At 33.9% G+C, this 17,661-nt stretch carries 20 protein-coding genes, 1 tRNA gene and 1 other annotated feature; of the genes, 12 read left to right on the top strand and 9 right to left on the bottom strand.

Annotated elements, in window-relative coordinates:
* Nucleotides 1-3 precede the first annotated feature (3 nt).
* Genes EDD66_RS07480 through EDD66_RS07470 form a run of 3 tightly spaced genes read left to right on the top strand, consistent with a single transcriptional unit; the run spans nucleotide 4 to nucleotide 2,016 of the window.
* A complete protein-coding gene (locus tag EDD66_RS07480) occupies nucleotides 4-987 on the top strand; it encodes a homocitrate synthase/isopropylmalate synthase family protein (protein ID WP_123608959.1) in 984 nt (327 codons plus the stop codon).
* On the top strand, nucleotides 962-1,768 hold the full coding sequence (locus EDD66_RS07475) for a beta/alpha barrel domain-containing protein (protein ID WP_123608958.1): 807 nt from the start codon (nucleotides 962-964) through the stop codon (nucleotides 1,766-1,768). Before EDD66_RS07480 ends, EDD66_RS07475 begins: the two co-directional genes overlap by 26 nt.
* 2 nt (nucleotides 1,769-1,770) lie before the next feature.
* Nucleotides 1,771-2,016, top strand: coding sequence for a hypothetical protein (locus EDD66_RS07470; RefSeq protein WP_123608957.1), 246 nt, complete (start codon nucleotides 1,771-1,773; stop codon nucleotides 2,014-2,016).
* A gap of 118 nt (nucleotides 2,017-2,134) precedes the next feature.
* Here the strand turns inward: EDD66_RS07470 and EDD66_RS07465 are convergent, their stop codons facing one another.
* Nucleotides 2,135-3,430 carry a LysM peptidoglycan-binding domain-containing protein gene (locus EDD66_RS07465; RefSeq protein ID WP_170164286.1) on the bottom strand — a complete coding sequence of 432 codons (1,296 nt, stop codon included), beginning with the start codon at nucleotides 3,428-3,430 and terminating at the stop codon, nucleotides 2,135-2,137.
* 194 nt (nucleotides 3,431-3,624) lie between these two features.
* On the opposite strand from EDD66_RS07465, the gene EDD66_RS07460 reads away from it, so the two are divergent.
* The gene (locus tag EDD66_RS07460; protein ID WP_123608955.1) at nucleotides 3,625-4,389 is read left to right on the top strand and encodes a TSUP family transporter; all 765 of its coding nucleotides are present in this window, start codon (nucleotides 3,625-3,627) and stop codon (nucleotides 4,387-4,389) included.
* 17 nt (nucleotides 4,390-4,406) lie between these two features.
* On the opposite strand, the gene EDD66_RS07455 is transcribed toward EDD66_RS07460, so the two are convergent.
* A complete protein-coding gene (locus EDD66_RS07455) occupies nucleotides 4,407-5,132 on the bottom strand; it encodes a Crp/Fnr family transcriptional regulator (protein ID WP_123608954.1) in 726 nt (241 codons plus the stop codon).
* A 74-nt stretch (nucleotides 5,133-5,206) separates the two neighbouring features.
* Nucleotides 5,207-5,857 (bottom strand): YczE/YyaS/YitT family protein, encoded by a 651-nt coding sequence (locus tag EDD66_RS07450; protein WP_123608953.1) that lies wholly within the window; start codon nucleotides 5,855-5,857, stop codon nucleotides 5,207-5,209.
* Between the two features lie 331 nt (nucleotides 5,858-6,188).
* Between EDD66_RS07450 and EDD66_RS07445 the strand changes: the two genes are divergently transcribed.
* Nucleotides 6,189-7,361 (top strand): iron-containing alcohol dehydrogenase, encoded by a 1,173-nt coding sequence (locus EDD66_RS07445; RefSeq protein ID WP_123608952.1) that lies wholly within the window; start codon nucleotides 6,189-6,191, stop codon nucleotides 7,359-7,361.
* Nucleotides 7,362-7,557: 196 nt separating this feature from the next.
* On the top strand, nucleotides 7,558-8,253 hold the full coding sequence (locus EDD66_RS07440; RefSeq protein ID WP_123608951.1) for an MgtC/SapB family protein: 696 nt from the start codon (nucleotides 7,558-7,560) through the stop codon (nucleotides 8,251-8,253).
* Between the two features lie 144 nt (nucleotides 8,254-8,397).
* Here the strand turns inward: EDD66_RS07440 and EDD66_RS07435 are convergent, their stop codons facing one another.
* The 5 genes from EDD66_RS07435 to EDD66_RS18395 form a co-directional block, all read right to left on the bottom strand.
* Nucleotides 8,398-9,114 carry an ABC transporter permease gene (locus EDD66_RS07435; RefSeq protein WP_123608950.1) on the bottom strand — a complete coding sequence of 239 codons (717 nt, stop codon included), beginning with the start codon at nucleotides 9,112-9,114 and terminating at the stop codon, nucleotides 8,398-8,400.
* Between the two features lies 1 nt (nucleotide 9,115).
* Nucleotides 9,116-9,502 carry an ABC transporter ATP-binding protein gene (locus tag EDD66_RS18860; RefSeq protein ID WP_330511003.1) on the bottom strand — a complete coding sequence of 129 codons (387 nt, stop codon included), beginning with the start codon at nucleotides 9,500-9,502 and terminating at the stop codon, nucleotides 9,116-9,118.
* Nucleotides 9,489-9,830: an ATP-binding cassette domain-containing protein gene (locus EDD66_RS18815; protein WP_279232880.1), complete on the bottom strand. Its 342-nt coding sequence runs from the start codon at nucleotides 9,828-9,830 to the stop codon at nucleotides 9,489-9,491. Before EDD66_RS18815 ends, EDD66_RS18860 begins: the two co-directional genes overlap by 14 nt.
* A 90-nt stretch (nucleotides 9,831-9,920) precedes the next feature.
* Nucleotides 9,921-10,460, bottom strand: a complete 540-nt coding sequence (locus EDD66_RS07425; protein WP_123608949.1) for a PadR family transcriptional regulator — start codon at nucleotides 10,458-10,460, stop codon at nucleotides 9,921-9,923.
* Between the two features lie 415 nt (nucleotides 10,461-10,875).
* A complete protein-coding gene (locus EDD66_RS18395) occupies nucleotides 10,876-11,034 on the bottom strand; it encodes a hypothetical protein (RefSeq protein ID WP_170164285.1) in 159 nt (52 codons plus the stop codon).
* Nucleotides 11,035-11,287: 253 nt separating this feature from the next.
* Between EDD66_RS18395 and EDD66_RS07420 the strand changes: the two genes are divergently transcribed.
* From EDD66_RS07420 to EDD66_RS07405, 4 genes are all read left to right on the top strand, one after another.
* Nucleotides 11,288-11,710 (top strand): NUDIX hydrolase, encoded by a 423-nt coding sequence (locus EDD66_RS07420; protein ID WP_123608948.1) that lies wholly within the window; start codon nucleotides 11,288-11,290, stop codon nucleotides 11,708-11,710.
* Nucleotides 11,711-11,768: 58 nt separating this feature from the next.
* Nucleotides 11,769-12,023 (top strand) — a binding site (T-box leader).
* An 88-nt stretch (nucleotides 12,024-12,111) separates the two neighbouring features.
* Nucleotides 12,112-13,320, top strand: a complete 1,209-nt coding sequence (gene tyrS, locus EDD66_RS07415) for a tyrosine--tRNA ligase (protein ID WP_123608947.1) — start codon at nucleotides 12,112-12,114, stop codon at nucleotides 13,318-13,320.
* Nucleotides 13,321-13,458: 138 nt separating this feature from the next.
* Nucleotides 13,459-14,019, top strand: a complete 561-nt coding sequence (locus EDD66_RS07410) for a hypothetical protein (RefSeq protein ID WP_123608946.1) — start codon at nucleotides 13,459-13,461, stop codon at nucleotides 14,017-14,019.
* A gap of 552 nt (nucleotides 14,020-14,571) precedes the next feature.
* Entirely contained in the window at nucleotides 14,572-15,408 is an 837-nt protein-coding gene (locus EDD66_RS07405; protein WP_123608945.1) for a YitT family protein, read from the top strand.
* Nucleotides 15,409-15,533: 125 nt separating this feature from the next.
* Here EDD66_RS07405 and EDD66_RS07400 read toward each other — a convergent pair.
* Nucleotides 15,534-15,608: transfer RNA gene (locus EDD66_RS07400), tRNA-Pro, on the bottom strand.
* Nucleotides 15,609-15,817: 209 nt separating this feature from the next.
* On the opposite strand from EDD66_RS07400, the gene EDD66_RS07395 reads away from it, so the two are divergent.
* Complete coding sequence (locus EDD66_RS07395; RefSeq protein WP_123608944.1) at nucleotides 15,818-16,438, top strand: cytidylate kinase-like family protein; 621 nt, start codon at nucleotides 15,818-15,820, stop codon at nucleotides 16,436-16,438.
* The gene (locus EDD66_RS07390) at nucleotides 16,435-17,649 is read left to right on the top strand and encodes an AI-2E family transporter (RefSeq protein WP_123608943.1); all 1,215 of its coding nucleotides are present in this window, start codon (nucleotides 16,435-16,437) and stop codon (nucleotides 17,647-17,649) included. The genes EDD66_RS07395 and EDD66_RS07390 overlap by 4 nt, the downstream gene beginning before the upstream one ends.
* The last annotated feature ends 12 nt before the right edge of the window (nucleotides 17,650-17,661 follow it).

The following is a 17,661-nucleotide window of genomic DNA, read 5'->3' as shown; positions in this document are numbered from 1 at the left end:
AAAGTGATACGGATTATTGATAATACATTGACTGCATTCGATGATTGCTTGCCATCAAAAGAGGATTTATATACTTTTTGTAATTTGCTTTTTACAATAGGGGTTGATGTAGTAGAGTTCTCAATTGCTGCATACGAGAGAATGGAACTGCTTCCGAAAGAAGGTAAATATATTCTTAATGTTGAGTATGCAGATGAGATAAATAAATATCCTGGTTTCTACAAATATGTAACTAATTGCACAATAAATCAGGATACAGTTATTCATGAAGTACAAATGAATGATGCAAGAGAGATTGTAAAGCTTAGGGCACTTACAGAATACAGAGAATTACGTATTGTTGGACTTGATGATTTGATTTGTGAATCCTATGATAGAACAATGAACGAAATAAAAAAAATATTATCCAAAAGTAAAATCAATTTCTGCCCGGAAAATACTTACGGTTGTGCAAGTGCTCTAGCCTTACAATGGGTCTTGAACTCAGGGACAGATATTACCACCAGCTTTGCAGGGCATAAGAATAATGGGGCTACTGAGGAAGTTATCATGGCCCTTCGTTTAGCAATCAGACACAAGCCCAATCGGGATCTAACTGTATTACCTCAATTGAAGCAAATTTATGAAAGGATTACCAATAGTTGTATCGGAAATAAAAAGCCGATATTAGGTAAAAACATATTCCAGGTTGAGGCTGGAATTCATGCAGATGGTTTGCATAAGAATCCTGATACATATGAGGCTTATCAGCCGGGGTGGGTTGGAGGAAAAACAGAATTTGTAATTGGAAAGCATTCGGGTATGAAAGCAATTAAGTTAAAGCTGGAAGAATTAAATATGCCGATTCCCATAGACAGTAATCTTAATGAGATATTATATTTGATTAAAGAAACTTGTACATTAAATAGAAAAAGTCTAAATGATCAAGAATTTGAAAGGATTGTCATCAAGGTGATTGGGAATGAAAGAATTCAAACATATTATTGATACAACATTAAGGGATGGGGAGCAAAGTCCTGGAATCGCACTTGGAATAGAGGATAAATTAAAGATTGCAAAGCTTTTGGATAATATAGGTATATATGAGATCGAAGCAGGTATTCCATGTCTGGGTGATAAAGAAATAGAAGGAATTAGTAGAATCATTGAAACTAGAAAGAATGCAAAAATTTCTGTATGGAGCCGCATGAATATAAATGATGTGAAACAATCTATTCAATGCAATCCTGATATTATCCATATCGGAGTTCCTGTATCCTATGTTCAGATTTATAGTAAACTCAAGAAAAATAAAATCTGGGTTCAAAAAAATATTTTATGCTGTGTTGAATTAGCTCAAAACCATAATATTGATGTGACAGTTGGTTTAGAAGATGCATCAAGAGCGGATCTGGGATTTATTTTATCTCTGATAAAAGAGCTTAAAAAAGCTGGAGTAAATACAATTCGTGTGGCAGATACAGTGGGAATCCTAATACCAAATAGAACAAAAGAAATCGTAGAAACAATAAAAGCTCATACAGATATAAAAATTGAAATGCATGTACATAATGATTTAGGTATGGCAGTTGCAAATTCAATTATAGGAGCCAAAGCAGGTGCAGACTATATAGACTGTACCTTATTTGGTATTGGAGAAAGAACTGGCAACTGTAATTTCTACGATTTTATTCATGCAAGTGAATCCATATTTCAATTTGCAATGAATAGAAAACAGATAAGAGAGGTGGAAAAACAAAGTTATACTGTATTGAAGGGAGCTATGTAAGAATGAATATTATTCGAATGGAAGGATTTTTTCATCATAATGAGGATAAAATCATATCAGAGTTATTTTTTACTAATAAAAAAGATAATAAGAAGAATGACAATAAGAAGAATAATAGACAAAGGGGAGAAGATATGGAAGAGGATATTAAAGAAAGCTATCCTATTTTGCCATATGAAACAGATGAAATAAACGTATATGAACTTGATATAAGAAAACTTCAGAAACACTATCCACAAATATTATGATGTGGAATTATTAAGGGAATATAGAAACAAGATAGAAAATTTACATGTAATAGGTACATAAAAAACAGAGAATTTATTTGTGATATAATAAACTCTCTTTTTTTTGTTAGTAATAATTTCATAATACTTGTGCAATATCATATTGGGAATTGATCACAAGCCACATTTGTGGAAATTCACATAAAATATTCCAGACTCCAATGCCCTTCAAACCATATTGAGGGATAAGGCTAAGTAAAACATCAATACTTCTTGCATCTTTAAACCATACGATATGCTCTGTTTTTTCAGAGGGACCCTCTTCAATATAGCTAAAATAAGCTGCCTGATAGGTTTCATCATACATAATAGTGGATCCTGTCTGAGCAGCTAACGAAATAGCGGAACAATAGCTAAGAGAATAGGCTCTTGAAATATTCTCCATATATGGAAGCTGCCAATCATAAGCAATGATTGGTATTCCTATATTTGTTTTATCAGGAGGTATCAGTGTTATACTATACTCCAAATTTGATATTACTGTATTAAAGGGTGTTATAGTAGTGGCAGGAGGACCAAAGAAGTAGCCCCATTGATAAGATAGAAGCATAATCTGGTCGGCAGCCTGGGCAATACTGGTATAGTCGAAATCAGTATAAAATAATCCATTTTCTGTTTCCAGTGTCACAGGAGTCAGTGTGATGATCAGATGAAAACCTTCCTCATGTAATCGGGCACCTGCCTTAGTAATAAAATCCACAAAGAGATGTTGATCTTCCGGAAGTATATGTTGAAAATCAAGATTCACTCCATAATATCCTTTTTCTTTTAATACGGAGAGGATATTATCTATTAAATGATCCTGCAAATCTTCATTTTGAAGGATATTACGTGCAATCTCACTGCTAAAGGTTCCCTGTTCTGTTAAAGTCGTGACTAACATGATTGGAGCTACACCGAAATCCTTTGCTATTTGAATGATTTCTTCATCAGGAATGTCAATTAGTTCTCCTGTAGGAGTGATATTATAATTAAATACCGTTAAATAAGTCAGATATGGTAACGTTTCTTTTAATATTGATCTATTAATGAAAGGATAAGCATAACCATTGATAGAAATTGTCATGATTTTTTCACCCTGATAGTTTATAACGATAGTTTCTCCGGGATAAATAGATTCTCTATTAGACAGATAGGGATTATTTCTTAATAACTGAATTACTGAAACACCATGTGCTTCAGCAATTCCTAACAAGGTGTCACCCTCTTTTACGATATATGTCTGTTCTGGATATAAAATTACAATCGTCTGGCCAGGAACTAAATTATCAGGGGAATCAATACCGTTTTCCTGCATTAATCTTATTGCAGATACATCATAATTTTCGGCTATGGAATAAATTGTTTCTCCAGATTGCACTACATGAATAATCATTAATACCACCATGTAATTTTTATTCCTATTATATGTTAATTTAATTAAATAGTTCGATGGGAGAACGGTGGGTCAAAATATATAATATAAGTCATATAAATCTTTACAAAAACCATTGTACTAATATATCATATAGTAATGCCGGATTAATGAATTAATAATCAGGAAGCATTATATTTTTAAAGGAGACAAGAATGGAAGATATACTACTAAAATTATTACTAATCTGTCCAATCACATTTATAGCGGGATTTATTGATTCCATTGCAGGCGGAGGCGGTTTGATATCCCTTCCCGCCTATTTTGCAATTGGTATTCCACCTCATCTGGCAACGGGAACTAATAAATGTTCTTCGACCTTTGGTTCTTTCTTTGCAACAGTACGCTATATAAAGAATGGAAAAGTACATATTCAAAGTGCAGTTTTTGCTGCTATTATGGCATTATTTGGTTCATATCTTGGAGCTACCTTGAATTTAAGCCTTGATGAAAAATATTTAAAATATATATTGATTTTCATTTTACCCATTACTGCATTCATAATATATCAAAAAAAAGAGTTTGGCAGGGAGAATAAAGCCCTTGGCTTATCTGGGGGCAAGATTATCCTGTTGTCCATGATGTCTGGATTTGTGATAGGTATCTATGATGGATTCTTTGGACCGGGAACAGGAACTTTCCTGATCTTTTGTTTCAGCGCTCTGATAGGATTTGATTTGATCACTTCTTCCGGAAATGCAAAAATAGTTAATTTTTCTTCTAATATAGCTGCATTGATTACTTTTGCAGTACATGGGAAAATTCTATATACGATTGGAATTCCGGGAGCAATCTTTGGGATTTTAGGGAACTGGATTGGTTCAGGAATTGCATTAAAAAGAGGGACTAAAGTAATAAGGCCGATGTTAGTCATTGTAATGGGGATTTTACTGATTAAAGTCATTGTTGATTTATTGTAAGATATGGGACAGTTCCCTTAATTTCCATGATTTTGATCTACGATTTCTTTCATTTTTTTATATTGAGTTTCTTTGATAATAATTTTATTTCCTGATCGGCTGATATAAGCTTCTTCTTCTAATTTTTTTAAGGAACGGTTGATTGTTTTAATAGAAAGACCGGTGCTATCTGCTAAATCCTGATGAGTAACTTTAATAATACATACATTGTCAATAGCAGTCTGTTCATAGAGATGGGTCAATATATAGATTACTCTGTCTGAACCCTGAATGAATAGGAATACTCTCTCTCTTTTGACTTCTTCTAAAAGGAAAGAGCCCATCGTTTTTACTTCCATAGATAATGCATTGATATCACTTTTCATCCATTTTTCAAAGATATTTTTGGGGATAACAAGCATTTTACATGAAGTCATTGTGGATAAAGTTGTTTGAAAATGATCTAATTCCAATAATATTTCCATTCCCCCAAAAGTTTTCACAGGGTAAAACCACATATAATCATAGGAATTACCTAAAAATCGATAGTCAATCGCTTTTACAATACCCTCTGCAAGAATATATACAAAATCGACTTTTTCATTCTCACGGATAAAAGTGGTATTCTTTTTAGTCTTAACGATCTGAATAGAATCCAGCAGCCAGTCTGGAGCCTGGGACAAGTATTTATTAAGATAATCTTTTGCAGTTCCATGCAGTTCATTCAAGAAATTATAAACATTATCATTTTCAATATTGTCCATGGCTCATACCTCGTATTCTTATATTGATAGTATCATTGTTACTATCATATAATACACAAAGGCATTTGTCCATATCAGGATAATTTACCAGGTGACATTTTCCTATTTTCATATAATTTCATCAATCCGGTTATTTTATTAGAAATAAATTGAATGGACGGACCGGCAGTAAGAGCAGTAAATACTGTTATGATTCCCAATTTTCCGCCGAGGATCACACCGAAGATTACCATAATAATATCAAAGCAGATTTTTGTTTTTTTAAAATCTAATTTTATTTTATCTCTGATTACCATTACAATACCTGTAAAAGGGTCCAATCCCATATCCATAGAGATATAGATCGCCACACCAGTATATATGAATAAACATCCTATGATACCGGCAACCATACGACTTGAAAAATCATTGGATTGAATGACTGCCGCATATAGTTTATTACCTGCATTAACAAAAAAACCATATGGTAAAATATAAATTAAAGTTCCGATATTTACATATTTTCTGCCAACGAAAAACAGGAGAGCAATTAGTCCATAGTTCACAAAATTAGATACAAGCCCCAATTGACCAGGTGTAAGTCCTAATGCATTACGAACACCATCATATATGATACCTATTGGGTCATTACCTAACTGGGTCGCTGCATTAAAAGCAACACCTGCCCCAATAAGGAATATCCCCAATAATGCCATTAACAATTTAAACAAATTAATATTTTTCATACTTCCTCCTTGTTGAATAAAAAAGTTAACCCAATTAACATTTGAGCTTAATTATAATATTTTTTGAAATCATAAAAAAGGACGTACGTCCTTTTTTAGAAAAATTTTAATGTAAATAATTTGAGGTACACATTATAAATTTAAAGTGTTAAATATTTATCATATAAATATTGATTTTAGTTTGGTTTTTTATGCTTTTTCTAAATAAATTAAATTAAATCAATATAAATGCACTAAAATAAAAACAATACCAAAATATATTGCGTTAATAAATTAACAATGTTATAATGAATTTAACTTGATTAATTACAAACTATATGGAGGTATATTTATGATGAGATTTACGCTACCTAGAGATATGTACTATGGAAAAGGATCCCTTGAGCAGTTAAAAAATATTAAGGGAAAGAAAGCTATCATCGTTCTTGGCGGTGGTTCTATGAAGAAATTCGGGTTTGTAGATAAAGTTCTTGGATATTTAAAAGAAGCAGGGATTGAAGCAAAATTATTTGAAAATGTAGAGCCAGATCCATCTGTTGAAACAGTTATGAAAGGTGCAGCTGTAATGAGAGAGTTTGAACCTGACTGGATTATTTCTATGGGCGGAGGATCTCCAATAGATGCGGCGAAAGCCATGTGGGTATTTTATGAATATCCGGATACTACTTTTGAAGAGATTATTCAGCCATTCTCATTCCCAACCTTAAGACAAAAAGCGAAATTTATAGCGATTCCATCTACATCAGGAACGGCAACGGAAGTTACGGCATTCTCGGTTATTACAGATTATGGAAAGGGTGTAAAATATCCTTTGGCCGATTTTAACATTACCCCTGATATTGCAATCGTAGATCCTGAACTAGCAGAAACAATGCCGGCAAAATTAACAGCCCATACAGGTATGGATGCATTGACTCATGCAATTGAAGCATATGTATCAACTATGAACAGCCCTTTTACAGATCCTCTTGCAATAAAAGCAATTCAAATGGTATTTGAGTATCTTCCGGATTCTTACAATGGTAATATGGAAGCAAGAGAACAAATGCACTATGCACAATGTCTGGCAGGACAGGCATTCTCCAATGCACTTCTTGGAATTGTTCATTCCATGGCTCATAAAACAGGTGCAGCTTTTTCAACCGGTCATATTCCTCATGGATGTGCCAATGCAATTTACTTACCTTATGTTATTAAATTCAATGGAAAGAATGAGAAAAAACGTTATGCAGATATTGCCAGAAATGTTGGATTTACAGGAAATAATGATGAATGTGTAAAAGCTTTATGTAAAAAAATAGATGATTATAATGTGAATCTAAACATCCCTAAATCACTTAAAGAATTTGGTGTTTTAGAGGAGGAATTTAAAGAAAAAGTAGGAAAGATTGCAGAATTGGCAGTTGGAGATGCTTGCACCGGCTCCAATCCAAGACCAATTACACCTGCTGAAATGGAAAGATTGTTAACATGTACTTATTATGGAACAGAAGTAGATTTTTAATTTAGGGTATTTGTAATTTAACATATATTGATAAAAGCGATGTTGCAAAAGGAATTTTGTATCACATCGCTTTTAGTTATATTTAAATAAAAAATTTCATTTTATCATTAATAGAAAATAGGATATAATTATAAAATGATAGTAAGCCATAAATATGGATGGCATATGATATCTTTAGATGGGAGGAGGAAGAATCATGAAAGAAATGATAGGGGTATATTTACAGGAAGTAAATTGGTTATCTATCACAGTTCGTCTGATCCTGGCAATTATCTGCGGTGGCTTAATTGGTTACGACCGTGGCAGAAAAAGAAGGCCGGCTGGATTTCGGACACATATTCTGGTTTGTATAGGATCTGCATTAGTTATGATCACAAATCAATTTATTTACGAAGATCTGGGTTACGGGGGAGATCCTACCAGACTGGGAGCGCAGGTAATTAGTGGTATCGGTTTCCTGGGAGCAGGAACAATCTTAATTACAAGTAAACAGCAGGTAAAGGGACTTACTACGGCAGCAGGTTTATGGGCATCTGCATGTATGGGTCTCGCTATTGGTATTGGTTTCTATGAAGGGGCAATTTTAGGTTGCCTGTTTATTTTAGGCAGTGTAACCTTATTACATCGTTTTGATGATTATGTAATGTCAAGAACCAAATTAGTGGAAGTGTATATTGAAATTAAATCTGTAAAGGGAATAGGGATTGTCTTAGCTTTCCTTCGAAAGAGAAATATGGAAGTTACAAATTTGGAGATTTCAAAGACAAGGAATCCGGAAGATACAGTGGGTCTGTTAATTACATTTAAGCAGAAAGAAAAAATGACTCATGAGAAATTAATCACGATGCTTGGTTCTATTGACGAAGTTGTGATGGTAGAAGAAATTAATTAATATAGAAACATAAACAGCCCTCCAATTGCATTGAACTGCCATCGGAAGGCTGTTTATCCAGAAGATGTTATTGCTTTACAGAATGACAGTTATATTGCATTTTTTTATTTTCAATGCAGACCATAGAACAGTACATGTATGCTCTTAAACATCCGTATATCGGAATGTTTTTAATGCCAGTAAGAAAGCAACAATTGCTACTAATAAAACAAGTCCTGTGTTTATAAAATAATCGCTCCATGATAGGTTAAATGCACCGCGCAAAGCATTTACAAACCATTGAAAAGGGTTGCATTTGTTAAGAATTTGAATAAAGCCGGGAGCATTGTCTAAAGAGTAAAAGGTACTGCTGCTGAATATAAGCGGCAGAGTAATAATATTTGTTAGAATACTTACATTGTTTTCTGTCCGGCTTAGACTTGCTATAAAAAAACTAAGGAGGACATAGCCAAGTGCGGCAATCATTAGAGTCGGAAGTAAGGCGAGAATAGTTGCAATCGAAACACTTAATTTAAGTGCCAATATTCCAGACAGCATGACAAGAACTGCACACAGAAAGGAAATGATAGTCCATGCCCCTGATATACTGCATACATATCTCCAAAGCGGCATAGGTGTTACCCGTAGAAGGTTATATACACCTCTCCGGCGTTGTGTCAGTATGGTAAAAGATGTAGTTGTTAGTGCATAGAACAAAACGCTGACCGCCATCATACCTGTTAAGATGTGTTCAGGATAATCCGGGGATTTTATAAAAATCCCTAATCCAATTGCTCCGCCGATTGGAAGAATAAGTGACCACAGCAGTAAAAAAGGGTCTCGGCTTGCAGATTTAAATGTAAGGCTGAATATTGTTTTCATGTCATTCCCTCCCAGTTTGTGCATTGTCAGTTAATTCAAGGTATAAGTTTTCAAGGTTTTCTGCGTGATATTGCTGTAAAAGGTTTCCCGGCTGACCTTGTGCGACAATTTTTCCCTCGTGCATTAAAATAATGCGGTCAGCAATACGAGAGACTTCTTCCATGTCATGAGATGAAAAAAGTACAGTGACACCAGTCTCTGCTAATTTTTTAATCATATCTCTTATCTCGTTCCGGGCACGGGGGTCAAGCCCTGCCGCTGGTTCATCAAGTACAATCAAATCTGGATTGTGCAAAGTAGTAACCGCAATCGCCAGCCTTTTTTGCTGTCCTCCAGATAAGCGTGAAGCAAGTGTTTTCCTTGCTTCTTGTAAATTACATTCCTCCAGTTTTTTTTTGAACCTGTTCTTTATCCATTTTCAAGTTATAAAGAGCGGCAAAAAGCCGTAAATTTTCTTCGGCGGTATAACCTTCAAAAAAGGGCGTGGACTGTAATTGAACGCCTATATGGGCCTTGTAATCTTCACGCCAGCGCGTAATTGTTCCGGTATCCGGTGGTAATATCCCTAAGAGCATTGCCAGAGTGGTTGATTTTCCTGCACCATTTGTTCCAATCAAAGCAAGAATTTCCCCTTGCTGAACTTCTACATCAATTCCTTTTACCACTTCGCGGTTATGAAACTGTTTGTGTATGCCTTTGGCTTCCATTAGCATCATACTTAAAACCTCCATCTTTCATTTAATATTGTTTATACAACGTTGAGTATTAGCGTTATTTTTTCTCCCTCCGTTACGAGGGAGAAATTTTTAATGCTCCATTTCCAAAAGTGCCAAAGCCTTATCAACAAAATTCTGCTGTTGTTTTATAATTGAAAACATATTATCCATGATAAGTAAAACCATTGGAGGGATTTTATGTTGCATAGCCGTGTCTTTGGCTTCAAATCCACTTTTCACAGCAGCATATTCTGCTGTTAAGGCAGTGCGTTGTTCCTCAAGTGCCTTGCGGCATTCATTAGTAGATAGTTTTTCATAAAAGGATAGGCCGGAATATAACGTTGAGGGATAAAGTACCGAAGAAACTTTAAGAGAATCTTTAATAAGTGTTTGAAGATAACTTCGCCCAGATTCCGTAATCGCGTAAACCGCTTTTTGGCGGTGTCCCGTCTGTTCTATACTGGTAATCTCAACGTAACCTTCCTGCTCCATTTTCTTTAGAGCATGATAAATGGAACCAATCAATACCCCGCCCCAACGTTCTGCGTCCGTCATTTGCAAAGTCTGCTGAATATCGTAGCCGGACATTGGCTGAACGTCTAATATTCCAAGTACAAGTAACCTTGTCAATTTAATCTCACCTCCGTCAATACTCAATATTGTATATTATATATTGAATATATGATTTTGTCAAGATACAGGTGTATATATTGTATCCTCTTCAGAAGATATTCCACATGATTTTAATACAGTAATTGTCCTATATATTCCAGAGAGTAAGAAAGATACTAATCGCGAAAATCCAGTAGTCTTAGCTTATAAGAATTATTATTCTTATGCAGTAGAAAAGGTAGAAAGAAGTTTAGTGAAATTAAATAAAAAAACAGTATTCTACTTTTTATTAGCGGTGTATAATTATGGTTTTGATGAACCAATCTCTGCTCTTGATCCAGAACTTGTTGATGAAGTTTTACAACTTATGAATTGAAATTTGCCAAAGATGTAGGGATATATCTTCTTAAAATAAAAGATATATCCCTGGTTTTTATTTCGCCTTATTAGATTTTTCTACTGAAGCATTGAAATTACCATGGTCAGATTGTTTTTGGTGTAAAATATGGGAATTATCAGTCTTGTTATTTGCATCTTTGTAAGACTTTTTATCCATCTCTTTACGAAATCGTTGATTAGACTGTTTACTCATAGTGACACTTCCTTTTCTGTTTCAATCAATTTAAAACTTATAAGTTCATCCACGAATATCAGTTGAATCCAGATTAGTTTGTTTCCTAATCAATATTAGTATATCACCAAAATAAAAAGCTATGCTGGCGATACTTTACATGAAAATAGTAAAAGATGGATGGTATGCAAAAATATTAATTTTTTGTTTTATTTGCTCTAATTTAAATTATAAGATATACTACAGCTATAGCATTTTAGAAAAGAGGGTTACTATGGAGAATGTTATTGTGATAGCTTTAAAAGCTATTATAGTACATGATAACGAGATACTGATCATAAGGCGCTCTAAAACAGATCCAATGATCCCGGGAATCTGGGAATTTGCAGGAGGCAAGTTAGAGTTTGGGGAAAATCTTGAAGAGGGCTTAAAGAGAGAAATATTAGAAGAGACAGGATTAGAAGTCACAATAGAGAAATCATTATTTGCAACAACTTTTCAGACTCATGAATACAGACAGGTTGTTATAATAATATATTTATGTTTCACTGATTCTAAAGAGATTCAATTATCCTTTGAACATGATGATTATAAATGGGTGGGGAAAAAAGAACTTTTCAAATTTATTACCAAACGGATGGCAAATGATTTAAAAAATAATCATATATTGGATCAATTAGATATCAGAGAAGATTAAAAAGTGATTGACAAATCGGAATTCATTTACTAAAATGAATCTTAATTTAATATTTATTTGAAAAGCAATGAAAAGAAAGAGTAGAAATTAGATAACCTTACAGAAAGTTACCGGTTGATGAGAGGTACAAGGAGACTGATTTTGAATACATCTTTGAGCTTCACACTGAAAAGGGTTCTTAGTAGGCTGTGACGGATTCCTGCACACGTTATCGTGCTAGAGTATAACCCTTATTGGAGTACTCGAAAAGATAAGTAATGTGAATTACTTATGAATCAAGGTGGTAACACGGGAACTCACTCTCGTCCTTTAGCTTAAAGGACGGGAGTTTTTTTATTGTCGTTTGCAAAAATCATTGCTAAAAATGATACATATTAAATAAAAAGAAAGGAGAAAAGGATATGAAAGATTTAGTAGAAGAACAATTGAAAATAATTACAAAAGGTGTAAGTAATATTGTTGGAATGGAGGAGTTACAGTCAAAAATAGAAAAATCTATCCATGACAATATTCCTCTTATTATTAAATTGGGCTTAGATCCAAGTGCACCGGACATTCATTTAGGACATGCAGTTGTATTGCGTAAAATTAAACAAATGCAGGATCTGGGACATAAAGCAATGATTGTCATTGGTGATTTTACCGGCAGAATCGGTGACCCTACTGGTAAAGCAAAGGCAAGAAAAGCGTTAAGCAATGAGGAAGTGATGGAGAACGCAAGAACATATCAGAAGCAAATATTTAAAATAGTGGATAAAGATAAAACAGAAGTCTGTTTTAACAGCGAATGGCTCAGCAAACTGAATTTTGAAGATATAATAAAACTTGCTTCTACGACTACAGTTGCCAGAATGCTGGAAAGGGAAGATTTTAAAAAACGTTATAACAGTAATATACCAATTGGTCTTCATGAATTTTTCTATCCTTTAATGCAGGGATATGATTCCATTCATTTAAAAGCTGATATTGAAATAGGAGGAACGGACCAGACTTTTAACATTATAATGGGAAGAACATTGCAAAAGAATGCTGGTTTAATGGAGCAGGCTGCTATATTCATGCCAATATTAGAAGGGTTGGATGGAGTAGAGAAAATGAGTAAAAGTTTAGGAAATTATATAGGTATTGAAGAGGACGCTCATATTATGTTCAAAAAGGTCATGGAAGTACCGGATGATTTAATTGTTAAATATTTTGAACTAGCTACCGATGAACATCCAGATAAAATAGACAGTATAAAAGAAGAACTTCTATCAGATAAAAATCCAAGGGATATTAAAATAGAATTAGCTAAGATCATAACCGGATTGTATCATTCAGAAGAAAAATTGAAGGAAGCTGTAGAATATTATAATGATGCATTTAGCAAAGGAACCATTCCTAAGAATATACCGGAACTTATGATATCATGGGAAGAGGATCTTTTGATGGATATTATTCCCTTGTTAGTAAAAGAGAATTATATCAGCTCAGGAAGCGAATTCAGAAGATTATTAAATCAGGGGGGAATCTCAATTAACAATGAGAAAACAGATGATTTAGGGCAAGTTTTATATCTTGGGGATGTCTTAAGAATAGGCAAGAAGAAATTTGTTAAAATAATTAAATAAATATATTTATGCATCTCCATTAGAAATTAATACAAATAATGAAAAAATATTTGAAATATTTCCCAAACCATCATATAATATAGTGCGGGCTAGTAAGCTGTGAAAAATATAAGATATGATGAAGAGTGAGGCGAAAGTATGAAAATAAGATGGAATAATATGATTCAGGATCATAGTATCACTAATCTTAGAGTATCTATTTTGGGAAGTCTCTTATTTATCATAATTGTGACAATTATGGCATGTACAAAAGAATCCCATAAGTCACAATTAATAAGTAATGGGGCTATTAAAGAAATCAGTGCTGAGGAACAAACAGGGAAAAAGGAAATAGAAGAAAATACGAAAGACAATGGGAAAATATATACATATTCAAGTGATTTTTTAAATAGTACAGAAGGTGTTAAATTCCAGGCCGCAACCTGGCGATTTGCAAAAGCTTTCTTTTGCTCGGATAAAGATGAAATGAAGAAATATTTAAAAGATGGAGTTGAGGTAAAACCATATGAGAAAGATGTGTTTCTTGACATTGAATATCTTATCTTAAAATGGAGTTTAGACAATATCCTGGCGGAAGATAGAATAGGAGCTTCCTACCAATTTCATTTAGAGGGAGAAGATTCGGATACTTATTTATCCTTAAGCATGGAAAAAGTAGATGGTGAGTGGAAGGTAGCATCTTATGGTCTGGAAAAATAATTAAATATGAAACAAAGAAAGCCAAGTCCTAAATTATAGGACTTGGCTCTTTGTAACACGATGGTTATTTCGATCAAAAAACAGGGAGGGAGGAAACTAATTTTTACATTTTGAGCAGAAATTCCACCATTAATTGGACATGGTTTTGGGCACGGGAAGCCATAAAGATATTTGTAATTCATATCAGCGTATCTTCTTAAATTTCTTAAATTATTGGATATTTTATCTTTCGTACTATATTATATGCAAATAATGTCGAAATGTGACGAGTTAATATTAGATATTTATAATATATGAGTAAAAAAACTGGTTAAAACTAATAGTAAGGGATAAATTTCTTTCATGAATGAAAATGGATTGTTTTTCTAAAACACTATAACATATACCTAAATTATGATATACTATCCACGATAAGCAGATTAGTCCGTAATGGACATGATATTTACCATGCTTGCATGGGATAATGTCATGTTCATTATGGATAAGTGCAACAGCCCAATATAATAGGTGCCATAAAAATTCAAACGATAAGTAAATAAACCAGGAGGACATATGAAGAAAGGAAAAGAATTTATACTGTTGACTATAAGCACATTGATTATTGCTATTGGTGTATATATTTTTAAATTTCCCAATAATTTTTCCTTTGGAGGCGTTACAGGCATTGCAGTCATATTAGGGAAGATGGTGCCATTAACTCCAGGTGCAGTTACCTTTGCTATTAATATGATCTTACTTGTATTTGGATTTGGTTTCCTGGGAAAGAGTTTTGGAATAAAAACAGTATATGTCAGCATTTTAATGTCAGCAGCATTATGGGCTTTAGAATATATCTATCCATTGCAGGGACCATTAACGGATGAACCTATGTTGGAACTGGCTTTTGCTGTTGCGCTGCCTTCCTTTGGACAAGCAATATTATTCAATATAGGGGCCTCCAGTGGAGGAACAGATATTGTCGCCATGATACTCAGGAAATATTCTAATATAGATATAGGAAGAGCTCTTTTTCTAAGTGATCTGGTCATTTCTGTTGCAGCCTGGCCAATATTTGGAGCAAAGACAGGTCTGTTCTCATTGCTTGGACTTATGATTAAAACTTTAGTAATAGATGGTGTGATTGAAAGTATCAATTTATGTAAATATTTTAATGTGGTTTGTGATAATCCGGAACCAATATGTGATTTTATAGTGAACAGACTTCATCGAAGTGCGAGCATAATAGAAGCCAAAGGTGCTTTTAGCCATAAAGATAAATATATTATTCTGACAGTGTTAAGAAGAAGCCAGGCAGTGCAGTTAAGAATGTTCATTAGGCAGATAGAACCGGAGGCCTTCCTTATGATATCCAATACAAGTGAAATTATTGGACGGGGATTTAGACACTAATCGTCAAAAGTTCTATATGAGTTTTACTAAAAAAAGGATGTATATATATTTAGCCGGTTGGTTCATGGGGCTAAATATATATGCATCCTTATACAATTAAAACTTTGGCAGTATATAAATAAGAATCGGGGTGACAGGATTCGAACCTGCGACCTCTTGATCCCAAATCAAGCGCTCTAGCCAAGCTGAGCCACACCCCGTATGTGAAGACTTGTTAAATTATACATTGGAAAGACCTTGTTGTCAACTCCTGTTTTCATGAGAATACAATATTATAAAAAGTAAAAACAATATTTTAAAACAACTCTATCTTGTGTTATACTATCTATATAGTAATGTTATATTTTAGTATAAAAGTATAATGATAACATACAGGTATTATTTTAATGTAGAAAGGGGCACGCCAATTATGAATAAAGTGATAACAATAAGCAGACAGTATGGCAGCGGTGGACGAGAAATTGGCAAGAAACTTGCTGGTAAATTAGGGATACCTTTTTATGATAAGGAATTAATAACACGTGCAGCGAAAGAAAGTGGATTTGCGGAAGCAGCCTTTGAAAAAGCAGAAGAAAAGGCAACAAACAGCTTACTCTATTCCATTGCTATGGGCATGAATGCATATGGCAATCAGGAACTGGGTTTTTCAAGTCTTTCCTTAGATGATAGGATATATCTGGCTCAATCAGATGTGATTCGTAAAGTAGCAGAGGAAGGACCATGTGTTATTGTAGGCAGATGTGCTGATTATATTTTGAAAAACTTTTCTAACAGTGTCCATTTATTTATCTGGGCAGATCTGGATTACCGGGTTGAAAGAGCAACTTCTGTTTACGGCCTGTCACCTGTGAAAGCGGCAGAGAATATTGTGAAAATGGATAAAAGACGTGCCAATTATTATAGTTACCACGCCAATGAAAAATGGGGTAAAGTTGAAAACTACCACCTGTCCATAAAAAGTAATTACTTGGGAATTGATAACGCGGTAGAGTGTATCAAATTGTTCGTTGAAAAGGGAGAAGCTAGATGAAACTGAAAGAAAAGATGAATAACAAGTATTCTGTGATAGCAGGATATGTTATTGTAACTGCAATTATCATATATTGCCTTGGATTAATTGCAACAAATGCACCTGATATCATGAAAAACATACTTGCTAGTCTATCCTGGTTATTTAATGTATGTAAACCGGTCCTATTAGGTTTCATATTTGCTTATTTGGTAGAACCGATTGTTAACTTTTTTGAAATTAATTTAAGAAAAGTAAAAATATTCAATAGAAAACTGTCTTCCTGCAGGACATATGCAGTTTTAATTACATTCGTGATCGTTATTATTTTTGTTGCGGCTATTATATCTCTCTTGGTATACAGTGTCACAGATCAATTAAGGCTGGCGAATTTAGATGATATCATTACATTGAGCAATGCATATATGAAAACATTTAATGATTTTTCCAGTACGGTACAGAGTAAGTTAACTGATCTTAATGTAGAATCAACTGAATTGAATGAATATATACAAAATGCCACAAAGTATGTATTGACTTTCCTTCGGGGTGTGGCAGATGGAGCAATCAGGTCTGTAACAAATATGTCAGGATATTTAACCACTTTCTTTTTTGCAGTTATTATTGCAATCTATTTCCTGATTGATGGAAAAATGATCGGTAATTATTTAAAGAAAGTGAGAAAGGCATTATTGAGCAATAAATTAAATGATAGAATCCATGATTTTTTATCTGATGCAGATAAAGTGTTCTCCGGCTACATCAGAGGGCAGTTAATGGATGCTTTCGTTATGATGGTATTGATCAGTCTTGCATTATCCATTATCGGTATTAAATTTGGAATTTTAATAGGTGTACTTGCAGGAATTGGGAACCTGATTCCTTATTGCGGACCATTTATAGCATATGCAGGAACAATCCTGATCGGTCTGATAAATGGACAGTATAAGCAATTGATCATTGCTTTAATTGCTTTGTTCATCATTCAGGTGATCGATGGAAATATTATAGGGCCAAGATTACTTAGTAAAAGTATTGAAGTTCACCCGTTATTAGTAATTATTTCATTAATTTTCGGTAGTGCCGTAGGAGGGCTCAGCGGCATGTTGCTTGCGGTGCCGGTTGGTGCATTTATTAAAGTCCTTTTTGTAAAATTTATTGATCGTCAGCTGGAATTAAAACAGGAAAAAGAACAGGTGAAAGAACGTGTAAAAGAACACATGAAAGAATAATTTTAATTGGAG

It is taken from the genome of Mobilisporobacter senegalensis (assembly GCF_003752155.1).
GTDB lineage: Bacteria > Bacillota > Clostridia > Lachnospirales > Lachnospiraceae > Mobilisporobacter > Mobilisporobacter senegalensis.
This window is presented reverse-complemented; position numbering and strand designations above follow the sequence as displayed.